The 17,488-nt window shown below is 63.8% G+C and carries 16 protein-coding genes; 6 read left to right on the plus strand and 10 right to left on the minus strand.

Annotated features, from left to right (window positions below):
• Positions 1-100 precede the first annotated feature (100 nt).
• On the plus strand, positions 101-916 hold the full coding sequence (cysE, locus tag Q0949_RS20010; protein ID WP_299376693.1) for a serine O-acetyltransferase: 816 nt from the start codon (positions 101-103) through the stop codon (positions 914-916).
• 46 nt (positions 917-962) lie between these two features.
• Here the strand turns inward: cysE and Q0949_RS20015 are convergent, their stop codons facing one another.
• The 6 genes from Q0949_RS20015 to Q0949_RS20040 all read right to left on the minus strand — a co-directional run bounded on the left by Q0949_RS20015 (position 963) and on the right by Q0949_RS20040 (position 7,221).
• A complete protein-coding gene (locus tag Q0949_RS20015; RefSeq protein ID WP_299376696.1) occupies positions 963-2,252 on the minus strand; it encodes a pyruvate dehydrogenase complex dihydrolipoamide acetyltransferase in 1,290 nt (429 codons plus the stop codon).
• A gap of 12 nt (positions 2,253-2,264) precedes the next feature.
• Positions 2,265-3,644, minus strand: a complete 1,380-nt coding sequence (locus tag Q0949_RS20020) for a pyruvate dehydrogenase complex E1 component subunit beta (RefSeq protein ID WP_299376699.1) — start codon at positions 3,642-3,644, stop codon at positions 2,265-2,267.
• 14 nt (positions 3,645-3,658) lie between these two features.
• Positions 3,659-4,672 carry a pyruvate dehydrogenase (acetyl-transferring) E1 component subunit alpha gene (gene pdhA, locus Q0949_RS20025; RefSeq protein WP_299376702.1) on the minus strand — a complete coding sequence of 338 codons (1,014 nt, stop codon included), beginning with the start codon at positions 4,670-4,672 and terminating at the stop codon, positions 3,659-3,661.
• Positions 4,673-4,800: 128 nt separating this feature from the next.
• Positions 4,801-5,100, minus strand: a complete 300-nt coding sequence (locus Q0949_RS20030) for a septum formation initiator family protein (RefSeq protein ID WP_299376705.1) — start codon at positions 5,098-5,100, stop codon at positions 4,801-4,803.
• Positions 5,101-5,189: 89 nt separating this feature from the next.
• Positions 5,190-5,963: an SDR family oxidoreductase gene (locus Q0949_RS20035; RefSeq protein WP_299376708.1), complete on the minus strand. Its 774-nt coding sequence runs from the start codon at positions 5,961-5,963 to the stop codon at positions 5,190-5,192.
• A gap of 73 nt (positions 5,964-6,036) precedes the next feature.
• A complete protein-coding gene (locus Q0949_RS20040) occupies positions 6,037-7,221 on the minus strand; it encodes a phosphoglycerate kinase (RefSeq protein ID WP_299376711.1) in 1,185 nt (394 codons plus the stop codon).
• 138 nt (positions 7,222-7,359) lie between these two features.
• Here Q0949_RS20040 and Q0949_RS20045 point away from each other — a divergent pair, with 138 nt between their 5' ends.
• From Q0949_RS20045 to Q0949_RS20055, 3 genes are all read left to right on the plus strand, one after another.
• A complete protein-coding gene (locus Q0949_RS20045) occupies positions 7,360-7,869 on the plus strand; it encodes a peptidylprolyl isomerase (protein ID WP_299376714.1) in 510 nt (169 codons plus the stop codon).
• On the plus strand, positions 7,859-8,419 hold the full coding sequence (locus Q0949_RS20050; RefSeq protein ID WP_299376717.1) for a peptidylprolyl isomerase: 561 nt from the start codon (positions 7,859-7,861) through the stop codon (positions 8,417-8,419). The genes Q0949_RS20045 and Q0949_RS20050 overlap by 11 nt, the downstream gene beginning before the upstream one ends.
• A gap of 133 nt (positions 8,420-8,552) precedes the next feature.
• Positions 8,553-9,524: a DUF3179 domain-containing protein gene (locus Q0949_RS20055; protein ID WP_299376720.1), complete on the plus strand. Its 972-nt coding sequence runs from the start codon at positions 8,553-8,555 to the stop codon at positions 9,522-9,524.
• 54 nt (positions 9,525-9,578) lie between these two features.
• Here Q0949_RS20055 and Q0949_RS20060 read toward each other — a convergent pair whose 3' ends face one another.
• From Q0949_RS20060 to Q0949_RS20075, 4 genes are all read right to left on the minus strand, one after another.
• Positions 9,579-10,106, minus strand: a complete 528-nt coding sequence (locus tag Q0949_RS20060; RefSeq protein ID WP_299376723.1) for a polymer-forming cytoskeletal protein — start codon at positions 10,104-10,106, stop codon at positions 9,579-9,581.
• Positions 10,096-11,424, minus strand: a complete 1,329-nt coding sequence (locus Q0949_RS20065) for a M23 family metallopeptidase (protein WP_299376726.1) — start codon at positions 11,422-11,424, stop codon at positions 10,096-10,098. Before Q0949_RS20065 ends, Q0949_RS20060 begins: the two co-directional genes overlap by 11 nt.
• Before the next feature lie 176 nt (positions 11,425-11,600).
• Entirely contained in the window at positions 11,601-12,410 is an 810-nt protein-coding gene (locus tag Q0949_RS20070; protein WP_299376729.1) for a ferritin-like domain-containing protein, read from the minus strand.
• Positions 12,411-12,872 (minus strand): peroxiredoxin, encoded by a 462-nt coding sequence (locus Q0949_RS20075; RefSeq protein ID WP_299376924.1) that lies wholly within the window; start codon positions 12,870-12,872, stop codon positions 12,411-12,413.
• A gap of 73 nt (positions 12,873-12,945) precedes the next feature.
• Between Q0949_RS20075 and Q0949_RS20080 the strand changes: the two genes are divergently transcribed.
• Together Q0949_RS20080 and queA are read left to right on the plus strand one after the other, a co-directional pair.
• Positions 12,946-16,359 (plus strand): AsmA-like C-terminal region-containing protein, encoded by a 3,414-nt coding sequence (locus tag Q0949_RS20080; protein ID WP_299376732.1) that lies wholly within the window; start codon positions 12,946-12,948, stop codon positions 16,357-16,359.
• Positions 16,360-16,380: 21 nt separating this feature from the next.
• Positions 16,381-17,436, plus strand: a complete 1,056-nt coding sequence (gene queA, locus Q0949_RS20085) for a tRNA preQ1(34) S-adenosylmethionine ribosyltransferase-isomerase QueA (RefSeq protein WP_299376735.1) — start codon at positions 16,381-16,383, stop codon at positions 17,434-17,436.
• The last annotated feature ends 52 nt before the right edge of the window (positions 17,437-17,488 follow it).

The following is a 17,488-nucleotide window of genomic DNA, read 5'->3' on the forward strand; positions in this document are numbered from 1 at the left end:
GGGGTCTTCCATTCATCGCGATGTCAGATCAACGCCATCACAGGTTTGCGTTTGGCGAGAAATGTCTATCTAGGCTATGGTGTGCCGGAGAGGATTTGCCATGGCTGAGTTGAAAACGAATATCGCGAAGATTGATCCCGTTTGGGACCAGATCACGGAAGAAGCGCGGCAAGCGGTGACGGATGAGCCGCTGATCGGCGGGTTTGTACATGCCTGCATTTTGCACCACAAATCCATTGAAAAGGCTTTGTCATACAGGATCGCAGCCAAGCTCGCATCCAACGAAATGTCGATGGTGGTAGTGCGCGAGATTGTCGAAGAGGCGTATCAGTCTTCGCCTGAATTGGTAGCAGCCGCGCGCGCGGACCTTGTTGCTGTTTACGAGCGCGACCCGGCATGCCACCGGCTGGTTCAACCGATCCTCTACTTCAAGGGCTACCAAGCGGTTCAAGCTTACCGTGTTGGTCATTTCCTTTGGTCACAGGGAAATTTTGATCTGGCCTATTTCTTCCAGATGCGTGTGTCCGAGATTTTCGGGGTGGATATTCACCCGGCGGCCCGTATTGGCAAAGGGATCATGATTGATCACGCCCATTCCATCGTCATTGGCGAAACGGCCGTGGTCGGGGACAATGTTTCCATGCTGCATTCCGTTACGCTTGGCGGTACGGGCAAGGAAGAAGAAGACCGGCATCCAAAGATCGGGAACGGCGTATTGATCGGAGCGGGTGCCAAGGTTTTGGGCAACATCCGAATTGGCAATTGCAGCCGGATCGCGGCCGGGTCCGTTGTTCTCGAAGAAGTACCCGACTGCAAGACAGTAGCGGGTATTCCAGCGCGCATCGTTGGCGAGGCGGGGTGTGAACAGCCGTCGGTTTCAATGAACCATATGCTTGGTAAAGATCACGATAACTAAATGAGAAAGGGCCGGAGCATTGCTCCGGCCCTTTTTTTGTTTCTGATCAGGCCAACATGGCTAACGGATTTTCCAGGTTGTCGACAATCGCCTGCAAGAGCTGAGCCCCCAGCGCGCCATCGATGACCCGGTGATCGACGGAGAGGGTAACAGACATCACTGTTGCCACACCCAATTCACCGTCCTTGCCAACAACCGGTTTCTTCACCCCCGCGCCGACGGCTAGAATGGCGCCGTGCGGCGGATTGATCACCGCATCAAAATTGTCGATTCCGAACATGCCCAGATTTGAGATGGCAAAGCTGCCGCCTTGGTATTCGTGCGGCGCCAGCTTGCGGTCCCGCGCGCGTCCGGCGAGATCTTTCATCTCAGCAGACAGAGCCGAGAGCGACTTGTGATGCGCATCCTTCAGGACCGGCGTGAACAGCCCGCCTTCGATTGCCACAGCCACCGCCACGTCGGACGGCGTCAGCTTGAGGATCTTGTCCCCGGCCCAGACAGCGTTTGCGTCCGGCACCGTTTGCAAGGCAAGTGCGCACGCCTTGATGATGAAGTCATTCACCGACAGCTTGACGCCCCGTTCAGCCAATTGACCGTTCAGAGTGCCGCGGAATTCCAGCAGCGCATCCAGCTTGATGTCACGCCGCAGGTAGAAATGCGGTACCGTCTGTTTGGCCTCTGTCAGGCGTGCTGCAATGGTCTTGCGCATTCCGTCGAGCTTGACCTCTTCGTAGTCGCGATCCTGATACATTTTCGATACGGCGTCTGCGGACGGACCCGCGGGGGCAGGGGCCGCTGCGGCAGGCGCACTCGCGACAGCAGGCGCTTCTGCTTGAGGTTGCGCGTTTTCCACATCCGCTTTGACGATACGACCACGTGGGCCGGAGCCTTTGATCTGGGACAGATCAATGCCTTTTTGAGCCGCGATGCGGCGCGCCAAGGGCGATGAAAAGATCCGATTGCCGTCGGCTGCGACAGGCGCGGGCGCGGATTGCGGGGCCTCAGCCGGGGCAGAGGCTTCGGGCTCCGCTGCCTCGGGCGCAGCAGCCGCTGCGGTGGGCGCGGAGGTCGTACCAATGTCGTCCGCGCTTTCGCCGTCTTCGAGCAAGACCGCGATGGGCGTGTTGACCTTGACCCCTTCGGAGCCTTCGGCCACCAGGATCTTGCCGACGACGCCTTCGTCGACGGCTTCGAATTCCATCGTTGCCTTGTCGGTTTCGATTTCGGCCAGAAGATCGCCGGACGACACCGTATCCCCCTCCTTCACGAGCCACTTCGCCAGCGTCCCTTCCTCCATCGTCGGAGACAGCGCGGGCATGAGAATTTCTGTCGGCATATCAGCGGCTCCTTAGCGGTAGGTGACTTGTTTCACGGCGGCAATCACTTCATCCGTCGTAATCAGCGCGTGTTTTTCAAGGTTCGCGGCGTAGGGCATCGGCACGTCCTTGCCGGTGCAGTTGATCACCGGGGCGTCGAGGTAGTCGAACGCTTCTTGCATGATCACCGAACTGATGTAGCCACCGACCGAGCCTTGGGGCCAGCCTTCTTCGACGGTGACGCAGCGGTTGGTTTTCATGACCGACGCCAGGATCGTCGCGGTGTCCATCGGGCGGATGGTGCGCAGGTCGATGACCTCGGCGCTGATGCCGTCCTTGGCCAGTTTGTCCGCCGCTTCGAGGGCGTATTGCATACCGATCCCAAAGGAGACGATGGTCACATCCGACCCTTCGCGCCAAATGCGCGCCTTGCCGAAGGGGATGGTGAAATCGTCCACGTCCGGCACTTCAAAGCTGCGGCCATAGAGGATTTCGTTTTCCAGGAAACAGACCGGGTTATTGTCGCGGATGGCGGTTTTCATCAGACCTTTGGCATCCGCTGCCGAATAGGGCATCACCACCTTGAGGCCCGGCACCTGCATGTACCACGCAGCGTAATCCTGGCTGTGCTGGGCACCGACGCGAGCCGCCGCACCGTTGGGACCACGGAAGACCATGGGCGCGCCCATCTGACCGCCGGACATATAGAGCGTCTTGGCCGCAGAGTTGATGATGTGGTCAATCGCCTGCATGGCGAAGTTCCATGTCATGAATTCCACGATGGGACGCAGCCCTCCAAAGGCCGCGCCGACACCGATCCCGGCAAAGCCGTGTTCGGTGATGGGCGTGTCGATCACGCGGCGCGACCCAAACTCGTCCAGCAGGCCTTGGGACACCTTGTAGGCGCCCTGGTACTCGGCGACCTCTTCACCCATCAGGAACACGGTGTCGTCGGCGCGCATCTCTTCGGCCATGGCGTCGCGCAGCGCTTCGCGCACGGTCTGCTGTTTCATCGGCGTGCCCTCGGGGTAGTCGGGGCTTTGATCGACCGACGGGGCGGGCGGGATATCTGGTGTTGACGCGGTTGCGGGCGACGCGGCCTTGCCTTCCTCTCCGCCGAGTGCGGCGGGGGCAGGGGTGCTGGACGTGTCGATGTCGTCGACGCTTTCACCTTCTTCGACAAGGATCGCGATGGGCGTGTTGACCTTGACCCCTTCTGTCCCCGCGGGGACAAGGATCTTGCCAATCACACCTTCGTCGACGGCCTCGAACTCCATCGTCGCCTTGTCGGTCTCGATCTCGGCCATGATGTCGCCGGACGCGACCGTATCGCCTTCGTTAACAAGCCATTTCGCCAGCGTACCCTCTTCCATGGTGGGCGAGAGGGCGGGCATGAGAATTTCGGTTGCCATTGTCTGTCTCTCCCTTACGCGTTCTGCGGTGCCGTCTCGGCGGCGTAGATGTCGGTCCAAAGCTCATCGAGCGCTGGCTCGTGGCTTTCCTTGGCGAACTCGGCGGACGCGTTGACGATTTCCTTGATCTCCTTGTCGATCGCCTTGAGGTCCTCTTCGGTGGCGTGCTTGCCGGTCAGCAGCATGGAGCGCACGGCCTCGATCGGGTCGCGTTCGTCGCGCATCTTCTGCACTTCTTCGCGGGTCCGGTATTTGGCCGGGTCCGACATCGAGTGGCCGCGGTAGCGGTAGGTTTTGATTTCGAGGATATAGGGGCCCTTGCCCGCGCGGCAGTGGGCCACGGCCTTTTCGCCCGCTTCCTTGACGGCTAGCACGTCCATGCCGTCCACTTCCTCGCCCGGAATGCCGTAGGCGGCACCGCGTTCCCAGTAGCTGGGCGACTTGGTCGACCGCTTGGTCGAGGTGCCCATGGCGTACTGGTTGTTTTCAATGACAAAAATGCAGGGCAGCATCCACAGCTCGGCCATGTTGTAGGCCTCGTAGACTTGGCCCTGGTTCGCCGCACCGTCACCGAAATAGGTGAAGGTCACGCGGTCGTTGCCCTTGTACATGTCCGAAAAGGCAAGGCCCGCGCCCAGCGGTACCTGTGCCGCCACGATGCCGTGGCCGCCGTAGAAATGCTTTTCCTTCGAGAACATGTGCATGCTCCCGCCCTTGCCCTTGGAATAGCCGCCCTCGCGGCCCGTCAACTCGGCCATCACGCCATTGGGGTCCATCCCGCAGGCCAGCATGTGACCGTGATCGCGGTAGGATGTGATGCGCTTGTCGCCTTCGCCCGCTGCTGCCTCGAGGCCCACAACGACGGCCTCCTGACCGATATAAAGGTGGCAAAACCCGCCGATCAGACCCATTCCGTAGAGTTGGCCCGCCTTTTCCTCGAAGCGGCGGATCAGGAGCATGTCGCGGTAGTAGGCTTGCAACTCCTCTGCGGATACGTTGGGTTTCTTCGTGGCTTTGCGCGCGGCCATAGGGGGGCTCCTCCTCCGGGGCAGATAGTTTAGCGTTAAACTATTCCTTACAGGATTCGCCGCGTGCGTGCGAGTGTCAATGTGCCGCAACGGCAGCCGCGCGGTAAATGTCTGAAGTTATGGGAAAATCAGCGGATGACGATTTCGTCGCTGCGCAGGACACCCAACATCTTGCGTGCCTGTTCGTCCAGCAGGTCAAGATCCAGATAGTCATCGGAGAGGCGTTTGGTCAGGTTTTCCATTTGTGCGACGTCTGCCTGCACGATGGCCAGCTGGGCGGCAAGGTCGCGCGCCTCGGCATCAATTTCCGCGCGCCGGAACAGGCCGTAATCCCCTTGCACCGCCGCAAAGGTGAAGTAGATCGCAAGCGCAAACGCGATTGCAAAGAATATGAATGTCCCCAATGCGGGACGTGCGGTGCGGGTCATGCTGCTCTGCCTTTGATCCACCTCTCTGGGTGGTTTCGTGCAGTATGACACACCTGATTCGCCTTGTGAATCCCTTATGATTCGCCGGGCTAGTGTTTTCCCATGATCATGGAGGTGACGCGCGTCGTGACCCCGCGCGGTGAGATGCGCGGCAGGAAGGCAAAGACCTTGTTCATGGCCCCTGGTACCACGATCCGCTTACCGATCCGCGCCTGAAGCCAGCCAAGTTCGGCCACTTCGGACGCCTTCATCGGTTTGGCGATCTTGAGCAGGCGCACGCCGTTCATGTCCGCATCCTCAAAGAAATTCGTGGCCGTGGCACCGGGGCAGAGTGCGGTGACGGTGACATTTGTGCCGCGCAGCTCTTCGGCGACGGCCTCGGAGAGGGACAGCACATAGGCCTTGGTCGCGTGATAGACGGCCATGTTCGGGCCGGGGGTGAAGCCCGCGACCGAGGCCACATTGAGGATTCGTCCCTTGTCGAGGGCTTGCATGTGGGGGATCGCCAATTTCATCAGCCGGGTCAGGGCGAGCATGTTGACCTGGATCGAGCTGAGCTCGCGGCCCCAGGACTGTCCATCGGCGAAATCACCGTTGGAGCCGAGCCCGGCATTGTTGACCAGCACATCCACCGAACGCCCGTCGGTCGCGGTGGCCCAAAGCTGATCCGTGGCGGCGGGGTCCGAGAGGTCGGTCGGCACCACCAGAACCTCGACACCTTGGGCGCGGGCGTCTTCTGCGACGCGTTCGAGTTTGTCCGCCGACCGTGCGGCAAGGATCAGGTTGCGGCCTTCCCTGGCGGCGATGCGGGCGAATTCGACGCCCAGTCCCTCGGACGCGCCGGTGATCAGTGTCCATGCCATATGTGGTGGTCCCCCCCGTGCTGATAGACTGCGTATGATATGGGGCGCAGGCGCGCCGCGCCAACCCGTCCGGTCAGCCCAAGGCGGCGACGCCGGGCAGGTCCTTGCCCTCCATCCATTCGAGGAACGCGCCACCGGCGGTAGAGATATAGGTAAAGTCGTCCGCCACACCCGCCTGATTCAGCGCCGCAACGGTGTCGCCGCCGCCTGCGACGGTGATCAGCCCGTGTGAGGCGGTGCGCGCCGCCGCCGCCTTGGCCGCGGCGACGGTGGCCGTGTCAAAGGGGGCGATTTCAAAGGCCCCCAGCGGGCCATTCCAGATCAGCGTGCTGAGCGTGTCGATCGCGGCGGCAACATCCGCGACGGCCGCGTCGCCTGCGTCCAGCACCATCTGGTCATCATCGAGCCGGGTGTCCGCATTCAGCGCGATGGTGTCATAAGGCGCACCGGCGGCAAAGGCGCGGGACACGCGCCCATCGCTGGGCAGCAGGATACGGCAGCCTGCGGCGGCGGCCTTGTCCATGATCTCGCGCGCGGTGTCGTGCAGGTCGGCCTCTTGCAGGGACGCGCCCAGCTGCGCACCTTGGGCGGCGAGGAACGTGTTGGCCATGCCGCCGCCGATGATCAGCACGTCGATCTTTTCCACCAGGTTGGTCAGCAGGTCGAGCTTGGTCGAGACCTTGGCACCGCCTACCACGGCACCCACGGGGCGTTTGGGCGTGGACAGGGCGGCCTCCAGCGCGCTGAGTTCGGCCTGCATCAAACGCCCGGCGCAGGCGGGCAGCAGGTGGGCCACACCGGTGGTCGAGGCATGGGCCCGGTGCGCAGCAGAGAACGCGTCATTGCAGAACACATCGCCCAGCGTGGCGAGGAATTGCGCCATCTGGGGGTCGTTTGCCTCTTCCATCGGGGTGAAGCGGGTGTTTTCCACGAGGATCACCGCATCGGCGGGCTGGGCATCGATCCAGTCACGCGAAGGGCGTTCGACGAAGGTGACGGGGCAGCCGAATGCCTCTTGCAGGGCGGGCACCAGCGGCTCCAGCGACATATCGGGCACGACCTGGCCCTTGGGGCGGCCGAAATGGGCCAGCAGAACCGGGCTGCCGCCTTTGGCGCGGATGTCGGCCACGGTGGGGGCGATGCGGGTGATGCGGGTGGCGTCGGTGACACGGCCATTTTCCATCGGCACGTTGATGTCCACGCGGGTCAGCACCCGTTTGCCGTTCAGGTCCATGTCGTCCAGCGTTTTCCAGCCCATATCGCGTTCCTTTGTCCGGTCGGTTTGGTGAATACGCGCATTGCATCGCGGCATTTGGCCTGCAGGTCAACGCGTTACTTGTCCATCGGGCCGCATCGGCATATGTCCCAAGAAAGCTTGAGACAGAAAGAGGCACGCATGTCCGATATCAAAGACCCCGAAAACACGATCCTGATGGAACTGAAGGGTGGCACGGTCACCATCCAGCTGCTGCCCGACGTGGCCCCCAAACATGTGGAGCGCATGAAGGAGCTGGCACGCGCGGGCGAGTACGACAATGTTGCATTCCACCGTGTCATCGACGGGTTCATGGCGCAGACAGGCGACGTGCAGCACGGCGACATGGAAGACGGTTTCAACATCCGCATGGCGGGCACTGGCGGGTCGGACAAGCCGGATGTTCCGGCCGAATTCTCCAAGATCCCGCACGCGCGCGGATCGCTGGGTGCGGCCCGGTCGGCCAACCCCAACAGCGCCAACAGCCAGTTCTTTATCAACTTCAAGGACAATGATTTCCTGAACGGTCAGTACACCGTGTATGGTCAGGTCGTGTCGGGCATGGAACATGTCGACGCCATCACGCGCGGCGAGCCACCAGCGGAGCCTGACCGGATGATCAGCGTCAAGGTGGCCGCAGATGTTGCGTAACCTTCTGGCCGCGGCCCTTGTTGCCGGTGCGTCGCCTGCGCTGGCCACAGGGCTTCAGATCACCGTTGCGGGCGAGGCCAATGGTGTGATCACCATCGACCTGCTCGAAGATGTCGCGCCGCAGCACGTGGCGCGCATCACCGAACTGGCCGAAAGCGGCGCCTATGACGGTGTGGTCTTTCACCGGGTGATCGACGGGTTCATGGCGCAGACGGGCGATGTGCAGTTCGGCGATACCACGGACGGCTATAACTATCGCCGTGCGGGCACGGGCGGGTCGGATCTGCCGGACCTGCCTGCGGAGTTTTCGAACGTGCCCTTTGAGGCCGGTGTGGTTGGGATGGCGCGGTCGCAATCGCCCAACAGCGCGAATTCGCAGTTCTTTATCATGTTCGAACCCGGTCCGTTTCTGAATGGGCAATACACGGTCGTGGGCCGTGTGACCGATGGCTTCAACGTGGTTCAGTCGATCAAGAAGGGCCATCCGCGCAGCGGCGCGATGACCGAAGGCGATCCCGACCGCATGGTGCAGGTGGTCGCAACCGACTGATCCCGGTTCAGCGTTTGAGACAGATGGGGGCGTGCCGCTTGGCGCGCCCCTTTTCACGTCTGCGTGGGGTGGGCTGTGTTTGCGGCGCGCCCTGGGGCATGCTGCGTGCGTCGACACGTCGGTGGGGGGAGCCATGTTCAGACACGGGATAGCCGTTTTGTTGCTGGCGCTGTGCGGGGCGTTGCCCGCAGTGGCCAGCCCGGATTTCTGGCGTCACGAATGGCCGGATACGGATTTCGACAAGACGACCATCGCCAATTGGGTCGAGATCCTGTCGGGCGGGCCACCCAAGGACGGCATTCCCGCCATCGATGCCCCTCAATTTGTCGAAGTGGCCAACAAACGTGGCATCGGCAACCGGGAGCCCGTGATCACCGTCGCCATCGACGGCGCGCGGGCGCGGGCCTATCCGATCCGGTATCTGACGTGGCACGAAATCGTGAATGACACCGTCGGCGGCATCCCCGTGGCGGTGACATTCTGCCCGCTGTGCAATTCGGGCATCACCTTTGACCGGCGCGTGGGTGGACGGGTGCTGAGCTTTGGCGTGTCGGGCAAGCTGCGCCAGTCGGACATGATCATGTACGACCGCGAAACCCAAAGCTGGTGGCAGCAGGCCATCGGCGTGGCTGTGGTGGGCGCGATGACCGGCACCGAGCTGCGCCAGATGCCCACATGGATGGAGAGCTGGGCAGAGTTCAAGGCGGCGCATCCTGACGGGCTGGTCATGGCCGAGCCGCCGTTCAACCGCGACTATGGCCGCAATCCCTATTCCAGATATGACAGCAGCACGCGTCCGTTTCTCTATTCCGGCGCGCCGCCGCCGCATGGTATACCGGCGCTGGCACGGGTGGTGCGCGTGGGCGACCGGGCCTGGCCGCTGACGCGGTTGGCTGCGGCCGGTGAGGTTACCGAAGCGGGCGTGACCATCAGTTGGGTGCCGGGGCAGGCGTCGGCGCTGGACACGCCGCGCATCGACCGGGGGCGCGATGTGGGCAGTATCCGCGTGCGGCGTGCCGATGGGTCGGACGTGCCGCATGACGTGATGTTTGCCTTTGCCTACCACGCGTTCTGGCCGGATGGGGCGTGGATGCTGGGGCAATGAAAAAAGCGTCGCAGTTTCCTGCGACGCCTGTTCCTGTCCGGGGATGAGGCCCGGTTACTCCTGGCGTGGTGTTGCCGGAGCCGCGGGCGCTGCCGGGGCAGGCTGGCGGTGCTTGGGCTGGCCGGAGCCTGCGTTGAGCGGGTCGTCCTGACGCTGCACCGAGCCTTCGAAATGGGCGCCGGATTCGATGGCGATGGTCTTGTGGATGATGTCGCCCTCGACACGTGCGGTCGATGTCAGGCGCACCTTGAGGCCACGCACGCGGCCCACGATGCGGCCGTTGATCACGACGTCATCGGCGATCACTTCGCCCTTGATCGTGGCGCTTTCGCCAATGGTCAGCAGGTGGGCGCGAATGTCGCCTTCCACGGTACCTTCGACCTGGATGTCGCCGGTTGTTTTCATGTTGCCGGTGATGTGCAGATCCGCAGACAGGACCGAGGCGGGCGGCTTGGCCTTGGGGGCGCTGGCCTTGAACTCGCTCTGCTTGGGCGGTGCGGCGGGGGCAGGAGACGGCTGTGCGGCTGGTTTCGCTGCGTCTGTGCTGGGGCCGGGTTCGTTGATTTTGCTCTTAGAAAACATCGTTTGCTGCCTTGATGTAGATCATGGGGTTTACGGCTTTGCCGCCGACGCGGACTTCGTAATGCAAATGCACACCGGTCACCCGTCCAGAGGCTCCCATATCACCAATCCGGTCCCCGCGCGAGACCCTTTGGCCAACTTTCACGCGAAGTTTGGACAAATGGGCATAGCGGGTTTCGATGCCGAATTCGTGTTGGATTTTGACAAGACGACCATAGCCGGATTGCCAGCCGGAATAGGTGACGACGCCGTCGGCGGTCGCATAGAGGGGGGTGCCGTTGCTGGCGGCGAAATCGACGCCGTTGTGCATGCGGCGGCCACCGGTTTTGGGGTCGCGGCGGAAGCCGAAGGACGAGGTGAACCGGAAGGCCGATTTGACGGGCGAGGCAAAGGGCGCTTTTTGCGCGGCGATGCGGTAGAGGTTCAGCTGGTCCATCTGGTTCAGCAGACGGTTGGCGCGCAGGGCGTCTGGGCTGGGTTCTTCGCCGCGGGTCGAGAAAGACAGCGGCGTGAGCGGGCCACCCTGACCGGAATAGCCACGGCGGACCTGCTCGATGATGCGGTCGGTGGGCATGCCTGCGGCGCGGAACATCTTGTCCAGCGGGGCGACAGAGACGGTCATCGCCTCTTCGAGCTGGCGGAAGATCTGGTCGTTTTGTTCCTGCATCACGGCGATCTGCGCGGCCATTTCGTCGGCGGCCAGCAGCGCGTCCTGCGCGTCCTGTACCACCTTGTCACGCTCGGCCGCGGTGCGGGCGAGAGCGTCGGCCACGAAATCCATCGGGGCGCCATTGGCGGCAACCGCGCTGGAGGAGGCGGCCCCGGTGGCGAGATCCTCTTGCAGGGTGGCCAGCTGGCTGCGCGCGGCCTCGCGGTCCTGCATGGTGCCGCGCAGCGTAGCCTGGATCACTTCGATCCCGGTTTCCAGCTCGCGGCGGCGGGTTTCGGAGCTGAGCAGTTCGGACTGCATCACCGAGATCTGCGACAGGGCGGCGTTGAACCGTTCCTGTGCGGCCAGCGCCTCTTCGGCGCGGGCGTCGCGCTGTGCGGACAGGTCGTTCAGGCGCGCCTGATAGGTACGCTGGTCGCGTTTTGCCTGTTCGCGGAAGTTTCCGGCGCCGATGCTGTCCATGAGCAGGATCGCCGTCGCGACAATCGCCCAGGCCACCACAAAGGAGCTGCCTGCAAAGGCCACCAGCTGTGTTCCGGAGCGCAGCCGGATGAATCGCGTGTCATTGTCCGATTTGAGGAATACGCGGCGCTCTGGAAAATAGTGTTCCAGCAGGCCGTGCCATTTTATGCCGAGGCGTGTTCGCACTGCGTCTCGTCCCTTGTCCCATCCCAATTCCGGCGCTCATATCCCCCAACACGACGCCTTGCGGACTGTGAATAAGGGTGTCGTCCTTGGGCGGCAAGCCTGATCCCCCATTCCGGCGCAAAGTGGTACGGAATTGTGACAAATTGGCGGAAAACCGCGCATCCTGTCCGTACGGGTCAGTCCGCTACGGCCAATGGCCAGTAGAAATCCGGGGGCAGGCCCGCCTCGGCACGTTTCTCTTCGTTGAAGGGCGGTTTGAGCGGGCTGTGGAAATAGGTCTGGACCAGATCGTGAAACGCGTCCTTGGGGTCACGGTCGTGGCGGCCACAGAGGAAGTGAAACCACTTGGACCCGTAGGCCACATGCGCCACCTCCTCGGCATAGATCGTCTCGAGAGCTGCGACGGCCTGGTCGGCCTTGGCGTTGCGGAAAATCTTGATCATGCCGGGCGTGACATCGAGCCCGCGCGCCTCGAGCACCATGGGCACGACGGCAAGGCGGCCCATGAAATCCTCTGCCGTATCCTCGGCGGCACGCCACATGCCGGCATGTGCGGGCAGAGCGCCATAATGGCTGCCCATCGCTTCAAGGCAATCGCACATCAGGTTGAAATGCTTGGATTCCTCGTCCGCCGCCTTGACCCAGTCATCGTAGAACCCGATGGGCATGGGCACATGGGTGAACCGCGCGATGATGTCCCAATGCAGGTCAACTGCATTCAGCTCGATATGGGCCACTGCATGCAGCAGGGCGATGCGGCCCTCAGGACTGCCGGGGCGTCGGCGCGGCACGTCGCGCGGGCTGAGCAGTTCGGGCCGCGCAGGCCGGGCGGGCATCATCGGCGGGGCGGCTTGGCCCACCTCGGGCTGTGCGCCCGACTTGCGCGCGGCCTGCCATTCGGCGGCAAAGCCGCGCGACAGGGCCGTCTTTTCGCGCCCGTCAGCGGTGCGCAGCACCGCGTCCGCCATCTCTGCCAATGGCCGCATTCAGAGCGCCTGTACCGCCGCCAGAACCGCCTCGGCATGGCCGGGTACCTTGACCTTGGGCCAGACCATTGCGACGTCGCCATTGGCGTCGATCAGGTAGGTCGTGCGTTCAATGCCCATGTATTTCTTGCCATACATGTTCTTTTCCTTCCACACGCCGTAATCCTCGCACACGCTGCCGTTCTCGTCCGACAAGAGCGGCACGGTCAGATCACGCTTGGTGGCAAATTTCGCATGGCTTGCAACACTGTCCTTGGACACGCCGAACACCTTTGCGCCCGTGGCCGCAAAGCTGTCCAGATGTTCGGAAAAGGCGATGGACTCCTTGGTGCAGCCAGGCGTGTCGTCGCGCGGATAAAAGAAAAGCACCACGGGCGCGCCACGCAGGTCGGACAGGGTGACATCGGTGCCGTCGCCCTGCGGCAGTGTGAAATCGGGGGCGGGTGTCGCAATATCGAGCAAGGCAGGGACCTTTTCGTCGCTGGAGTGAAAGTTGTGACTGGCATGATAGGGCTGGGCGGACAAGAATAAAGTCATGAGCAGTGCAGATCCCACCCAAGACCCCGTGCCCCCCGCGCGCAAGGCCAGCCTGTGGCGGCGGGCGGGGATCGGCAGCATTCTGGTGTCGCTGTGCGTGGCGGCGGTGGTCGGCGTTGGCCTTTACGTGGCGATGGGCCGCCCCGTGGCTGCGCCCGACTGGCTGCGCGAACGGATCGAGCTGCGCGTGGCCGAGGCGCTTGGTGCGGCATCGCTGCGGTTCGACGCGCTGGAGGTGATGGCCGAGAATGGCATCCATCCTACTGCGCGGATGACCAATGTGCAGCTGGTCGACGGGGCCGGGGCCGAGATCGTGGCCTTTGGCGAGTTGCGCGCCAGCACGACGGTGGACGATTTGCTGCGCGGCACGGTGCGCCCCACATCCATCAGCATTTCGGGGATATTTGCCAATCTGCGCCGCCTGTCGGATGGATCGGTCGTGCTGTCTGGGGGATTGGACCTGACATCCCCGACGCAGGAGGCCGCGACCTTTGCGCAGTTGATCGAACGGATCGACGCCTTGCTGACGCAACCGGCGCTGTCGGCGCTGCAAGACGCGGACATCCAGGCCCTGACCCTGCGCATCGAAGATGTGCGGTCCGCGCGGGCCTGGACCATCGACGGGGGGCGGATGCGGCTGAGCCGCGCGGGCGATGATCTGCGCATCACCTCGGATCTGGCGCTGCTGAGCGGCGGGCAGGGGGTGGCCACGCTGGAGGCCAACTACGAAAGCCGGATCGGTGACGCTGCCGCGGCATTCGGGGCCACGATCACGGACATTGATGCGGGCGATATTGCGGCCCTTGCGCCGCCATTTGAGTGGCTGGAGGTTCTGCGCGCACCCATCTCCGGATCTATGCGTGGCGGGATTGCCGGTGATGGCACGCTTGCACCGCTGAACGTGTCACTGGGGATCGGCGCGGGGGTTATCCAGCCCACCGATGCCACGCGTCCGGTGCCGTTCAACGCGGCACGCAGCTATTTCAACTATGATCCGGAGGGCCGGGTGCTGGAATTCAGCGAGCTGTCCGTGGACAGCGCATGGGTGACCGGCGCGATCGAGGGGCAGACCGTGCTGGGCCTGGACGGGACCGGCGCGCTGCGCGATCTTGTGGGGCAGTTCCGTTCCAATGTCATCTCGCTCAATCCCGATGGGCTTTATCCCGACCCGGTGGCCATCGAGAACGCGGACATGGATTTCCGGCTGACGCTGGATCCGTTCCGGCTGGATGTGGGGCAGGTGCTGTTTCAGGACAGCGGTCAGACCTTTCTGGCCCGCGGCGCGCTCGAGGTTGTCGAGGCCGGGTGGAGTTACAGCTTGGATGCGCAGATGGACGGGCTGACGCCCGAACGCCTGCTGGCGCTGTGGCCCGAACAGCTGGTGCCGAAAACGCGGGGCTGGTTGTCGGAAAACCTGCTTGGGGGCACGCTGCGGGACATCGACGTGGCCGTGCGCGACACGCCGACGGCGCCGACCACGGCCTTTGTCAGCTTTGCCTATGACGATGCGCATGTGCGGTACGTCAAAACGCTCCCACCGGTCCGCAATGCGAGCGGTACGGCCAGCCTGCTGGGGGGACGGTTTGTGGTTGCAGTCGATGCAGGCCAGGTTGCCGCGCCCGAGGGTGGCATCGTCGAGGTGGGCGGGTCGTCCTTCATCATTCCGGACGTCACCGCGCGGGACGGCGCACCGGCCGTGGTGCGGCTGGCCGCGCAAGGCAGCGTGACCGCGGCGTTGTCGTTGCTGGATCAGCCGCCGCTCAACATCATGAAAAAGGCGGGGCTTGCCCCGGATCTGGCCGAGGGCGTTCTGGACGTGTCGGGGACATTGGCGCTGCCCCTGCGGTCGGGGCTGACCACGGCGGACCTGGACTATAATGCGTCGGGCACGGCGCGGCAGGTCGCCAGTTCCAATCTGATCGATGGGCGGCGGCTTGTGGCCAAGGTCCTCAACGTGACGGCCAGCAACACCCGGGTCGCAGTGTCGGGACCCGGTACGCTGGACGGGGTACCTTTTGACGCCACGTGGACACAACCGATTGCATCGACCCCGCAGTCTGGCACGGTCTCGGGCACGATCGAGCTGTCGCCGCGCACGATTGAGGCGTTTGAGCTGGGCTTGCCTCCGGGATTGGTGACGGGGCAGGGCACGGGCCGCATCGACATCGGCCTGCCGGTGGGCGGCGGCGCACCAACCTTTGCGTTGTCGTCGGACTTGCGCGGCGTGCGCCTGTCATCGCCGCCGCTGGGCTGGAGCAAGGCGGCGTCCACACCCGGCAGCCTGCAAGTGGCGGGCCTGTTGGGCGACACGCCGCGCGTGGATCAACTGAGCCTCGATGCGCCGGGGCTGAAGGCCACCGGCACCATCACCCTGTCGCCAGGTGGCGGGCTGGAGCGCGCGCGGTTTTCGCAGGTGGAGGTGGGCCGCTGGCTGCGCGGACCCGTCGATCTGGTGGGGCGCGGACGCGCGGCCCCGGCGGTGGTCGTGCGCGGAGGTGTCCTCGACCTGCGCGCAGCGGATTTCGGCGGCAGGGGTTCCGGCACTGGTGGCCAACAGGGTGGCGGGCCGATCACGCTGGCGCTGGACCGGTTGCAGATCACCGACTCCATCGCGCTGACGGGGATGAACGGCCAGTTCGACATGGCGCGCGGCCTCGACGGAGAGTTCACCGCGCGGGTGAATGGCGGTACCCCGGTCACTGGTCAGGTCCTGCCGCAGAACGGGCGCAGCGCCGTGCGCATCCGGGCCGACGATGCGGGCGGCGTGGCGGCGTCCGCGGGGTTGCTGAAACAGGCGCGAGGCGGAGCGCTGTCGCTGACCCTGTTGCCCGTGGGCGCGGCCAGCTTTGATGGCACGCTGCGGGTGACCGAGACCCGCATCACCGACGCGCCGGCAATCGCGGCCTTGTTGAACGCCATCAGCATCATCGGGCTGCTCGAACAGATGGGCGGCAGTGGCATCCATTTTCAGGAGGTCGATGCCAGTTTCCGCCTGACCCCCAGCACCATGGTGCTGACCCAGGCCAGCGCCACTGGGCCGTCTATGGGGCTGTCGATGGACGGCACCTATGACGTGACAAATTCGGTACTGGACATGCGCGGAGTTATCTCGCCGCTCTTTCTGCTGAACGGGATCGGCAGCATTCTGACCCGTAAGGGCGAGGGGCTGATCGGGTTCAACTACCGGCTGCGCGGCCCGGTGTCGGAGCCGCGGGTGCAGGTCAATCCGCTCTCGGCCCTGACGCCGGGTATGTTCCGCGACATCTTTCGCGCGCCTGCGCCCGATCTGCCGCAGGTCGAGGGCGGTGCCGCCCCGGCAACCCAGCCCGAAGCCTTTGCCCCGGAGGAGCCAGAAGAGACCCCCGGCCAAAGACGGCTGCGCGAACGCCGAGAAGAGCTTGATGCGCGCTAGCGGGCGGTTTAACCCGCAGCCATGAAACTGTCTGATTTTGATTTCGACCTGCCCGAAGAGCTGATTGCCACGCGCCCCGCGGTGCCGCGGTCTTCGGCGCGGTTGCTGGTGGCGGATGACGCGTTGCATGACGGGGTGGTCACCGATCTGGTGCACTGGCTGCGGCCCGGCGATCTGCTGGTGCTGAACGACACGCGGGTGATCCCCGCGCGGCTTTTCGGCACGCGCGACCGGACCACTGCGCAGGGCCAGACCCAGGCCCGGATCGAGGTGACGCTGCTGGAGCCGCAGGCCGACGGCACCTGGAGCGCGCTGGTCAAACCGCTCAAGAAGGTCAAGGTGGGCGAGGTCGTGGTGTTCTCCGACGCGCTGAGTGCGACGCTGGACGGTATTGCCGACGGGCAGGGGCGTTTGCGGTTCAACCTGACGGGCGATGATTTCGATGCTGCGCTGGCGCAGGCCGGTGCCATGCCGTTGCCGCCCTACATTGCCGCCAAACGGCCCGCGGATGCGCGCGACAAGGTGGATTACCAGACGATCTGGGCGCGCAATGCGGGCGCCGTTGCTGCGCCCACCGCATCGCTGCATTTCGACGACGCGCTGATGCAGGCGCTGGAGGCGCGCGGGGTGCGCGTGACTTATGTGACCCTGCATGTGGGTGCAGGTACGTTCCTGCCGGTCAAGGTCGAGGATGTTGCCACCCACAAGATGCACGCGGAATGGGGCCAGGTCAGCGAAACAGCCGCGCAGGACATGGCGCGCACCCGCGCGTCCGGTGGCCGGATCATCCCGGTGGGCACAACCGCGCTGCGGCTGATCGAGACAATGGCGCGCGACGTGGGCTTTGCCCCGTGGGAGGGGGAGACGGACATCTTTATCTACCCCGGTTTCGACTTTCGCGCGACCGACGGGTTGATGACGAATTTCCACCTGCCCAAGTCGACTTTGCTCATGCTTGTGTCGGCGCTGATGGGGACAGGGCGGATGCGCGCGGTCTATGCGCATGCCGTAACGCAGGGCTACCGGTTCTTTTCCTATGGCGATGCGTCGCTGTTGTTGCCGCAAACGGACGCCTGAAAACCGACATTCGGCGTCGCAGACGCTAACACAATATTGAACCCGACATGCA

Source organism: uncultured Tateyamaria sp. (assembly GCF_947487805.1).
In the GTDB taxonomy this organism is placed as follows: Bacteria; Pseudomonadota; Alphaproteobacteria; order Rhodobacterales; family Rhodobacteraceae; genus Tateyamaria.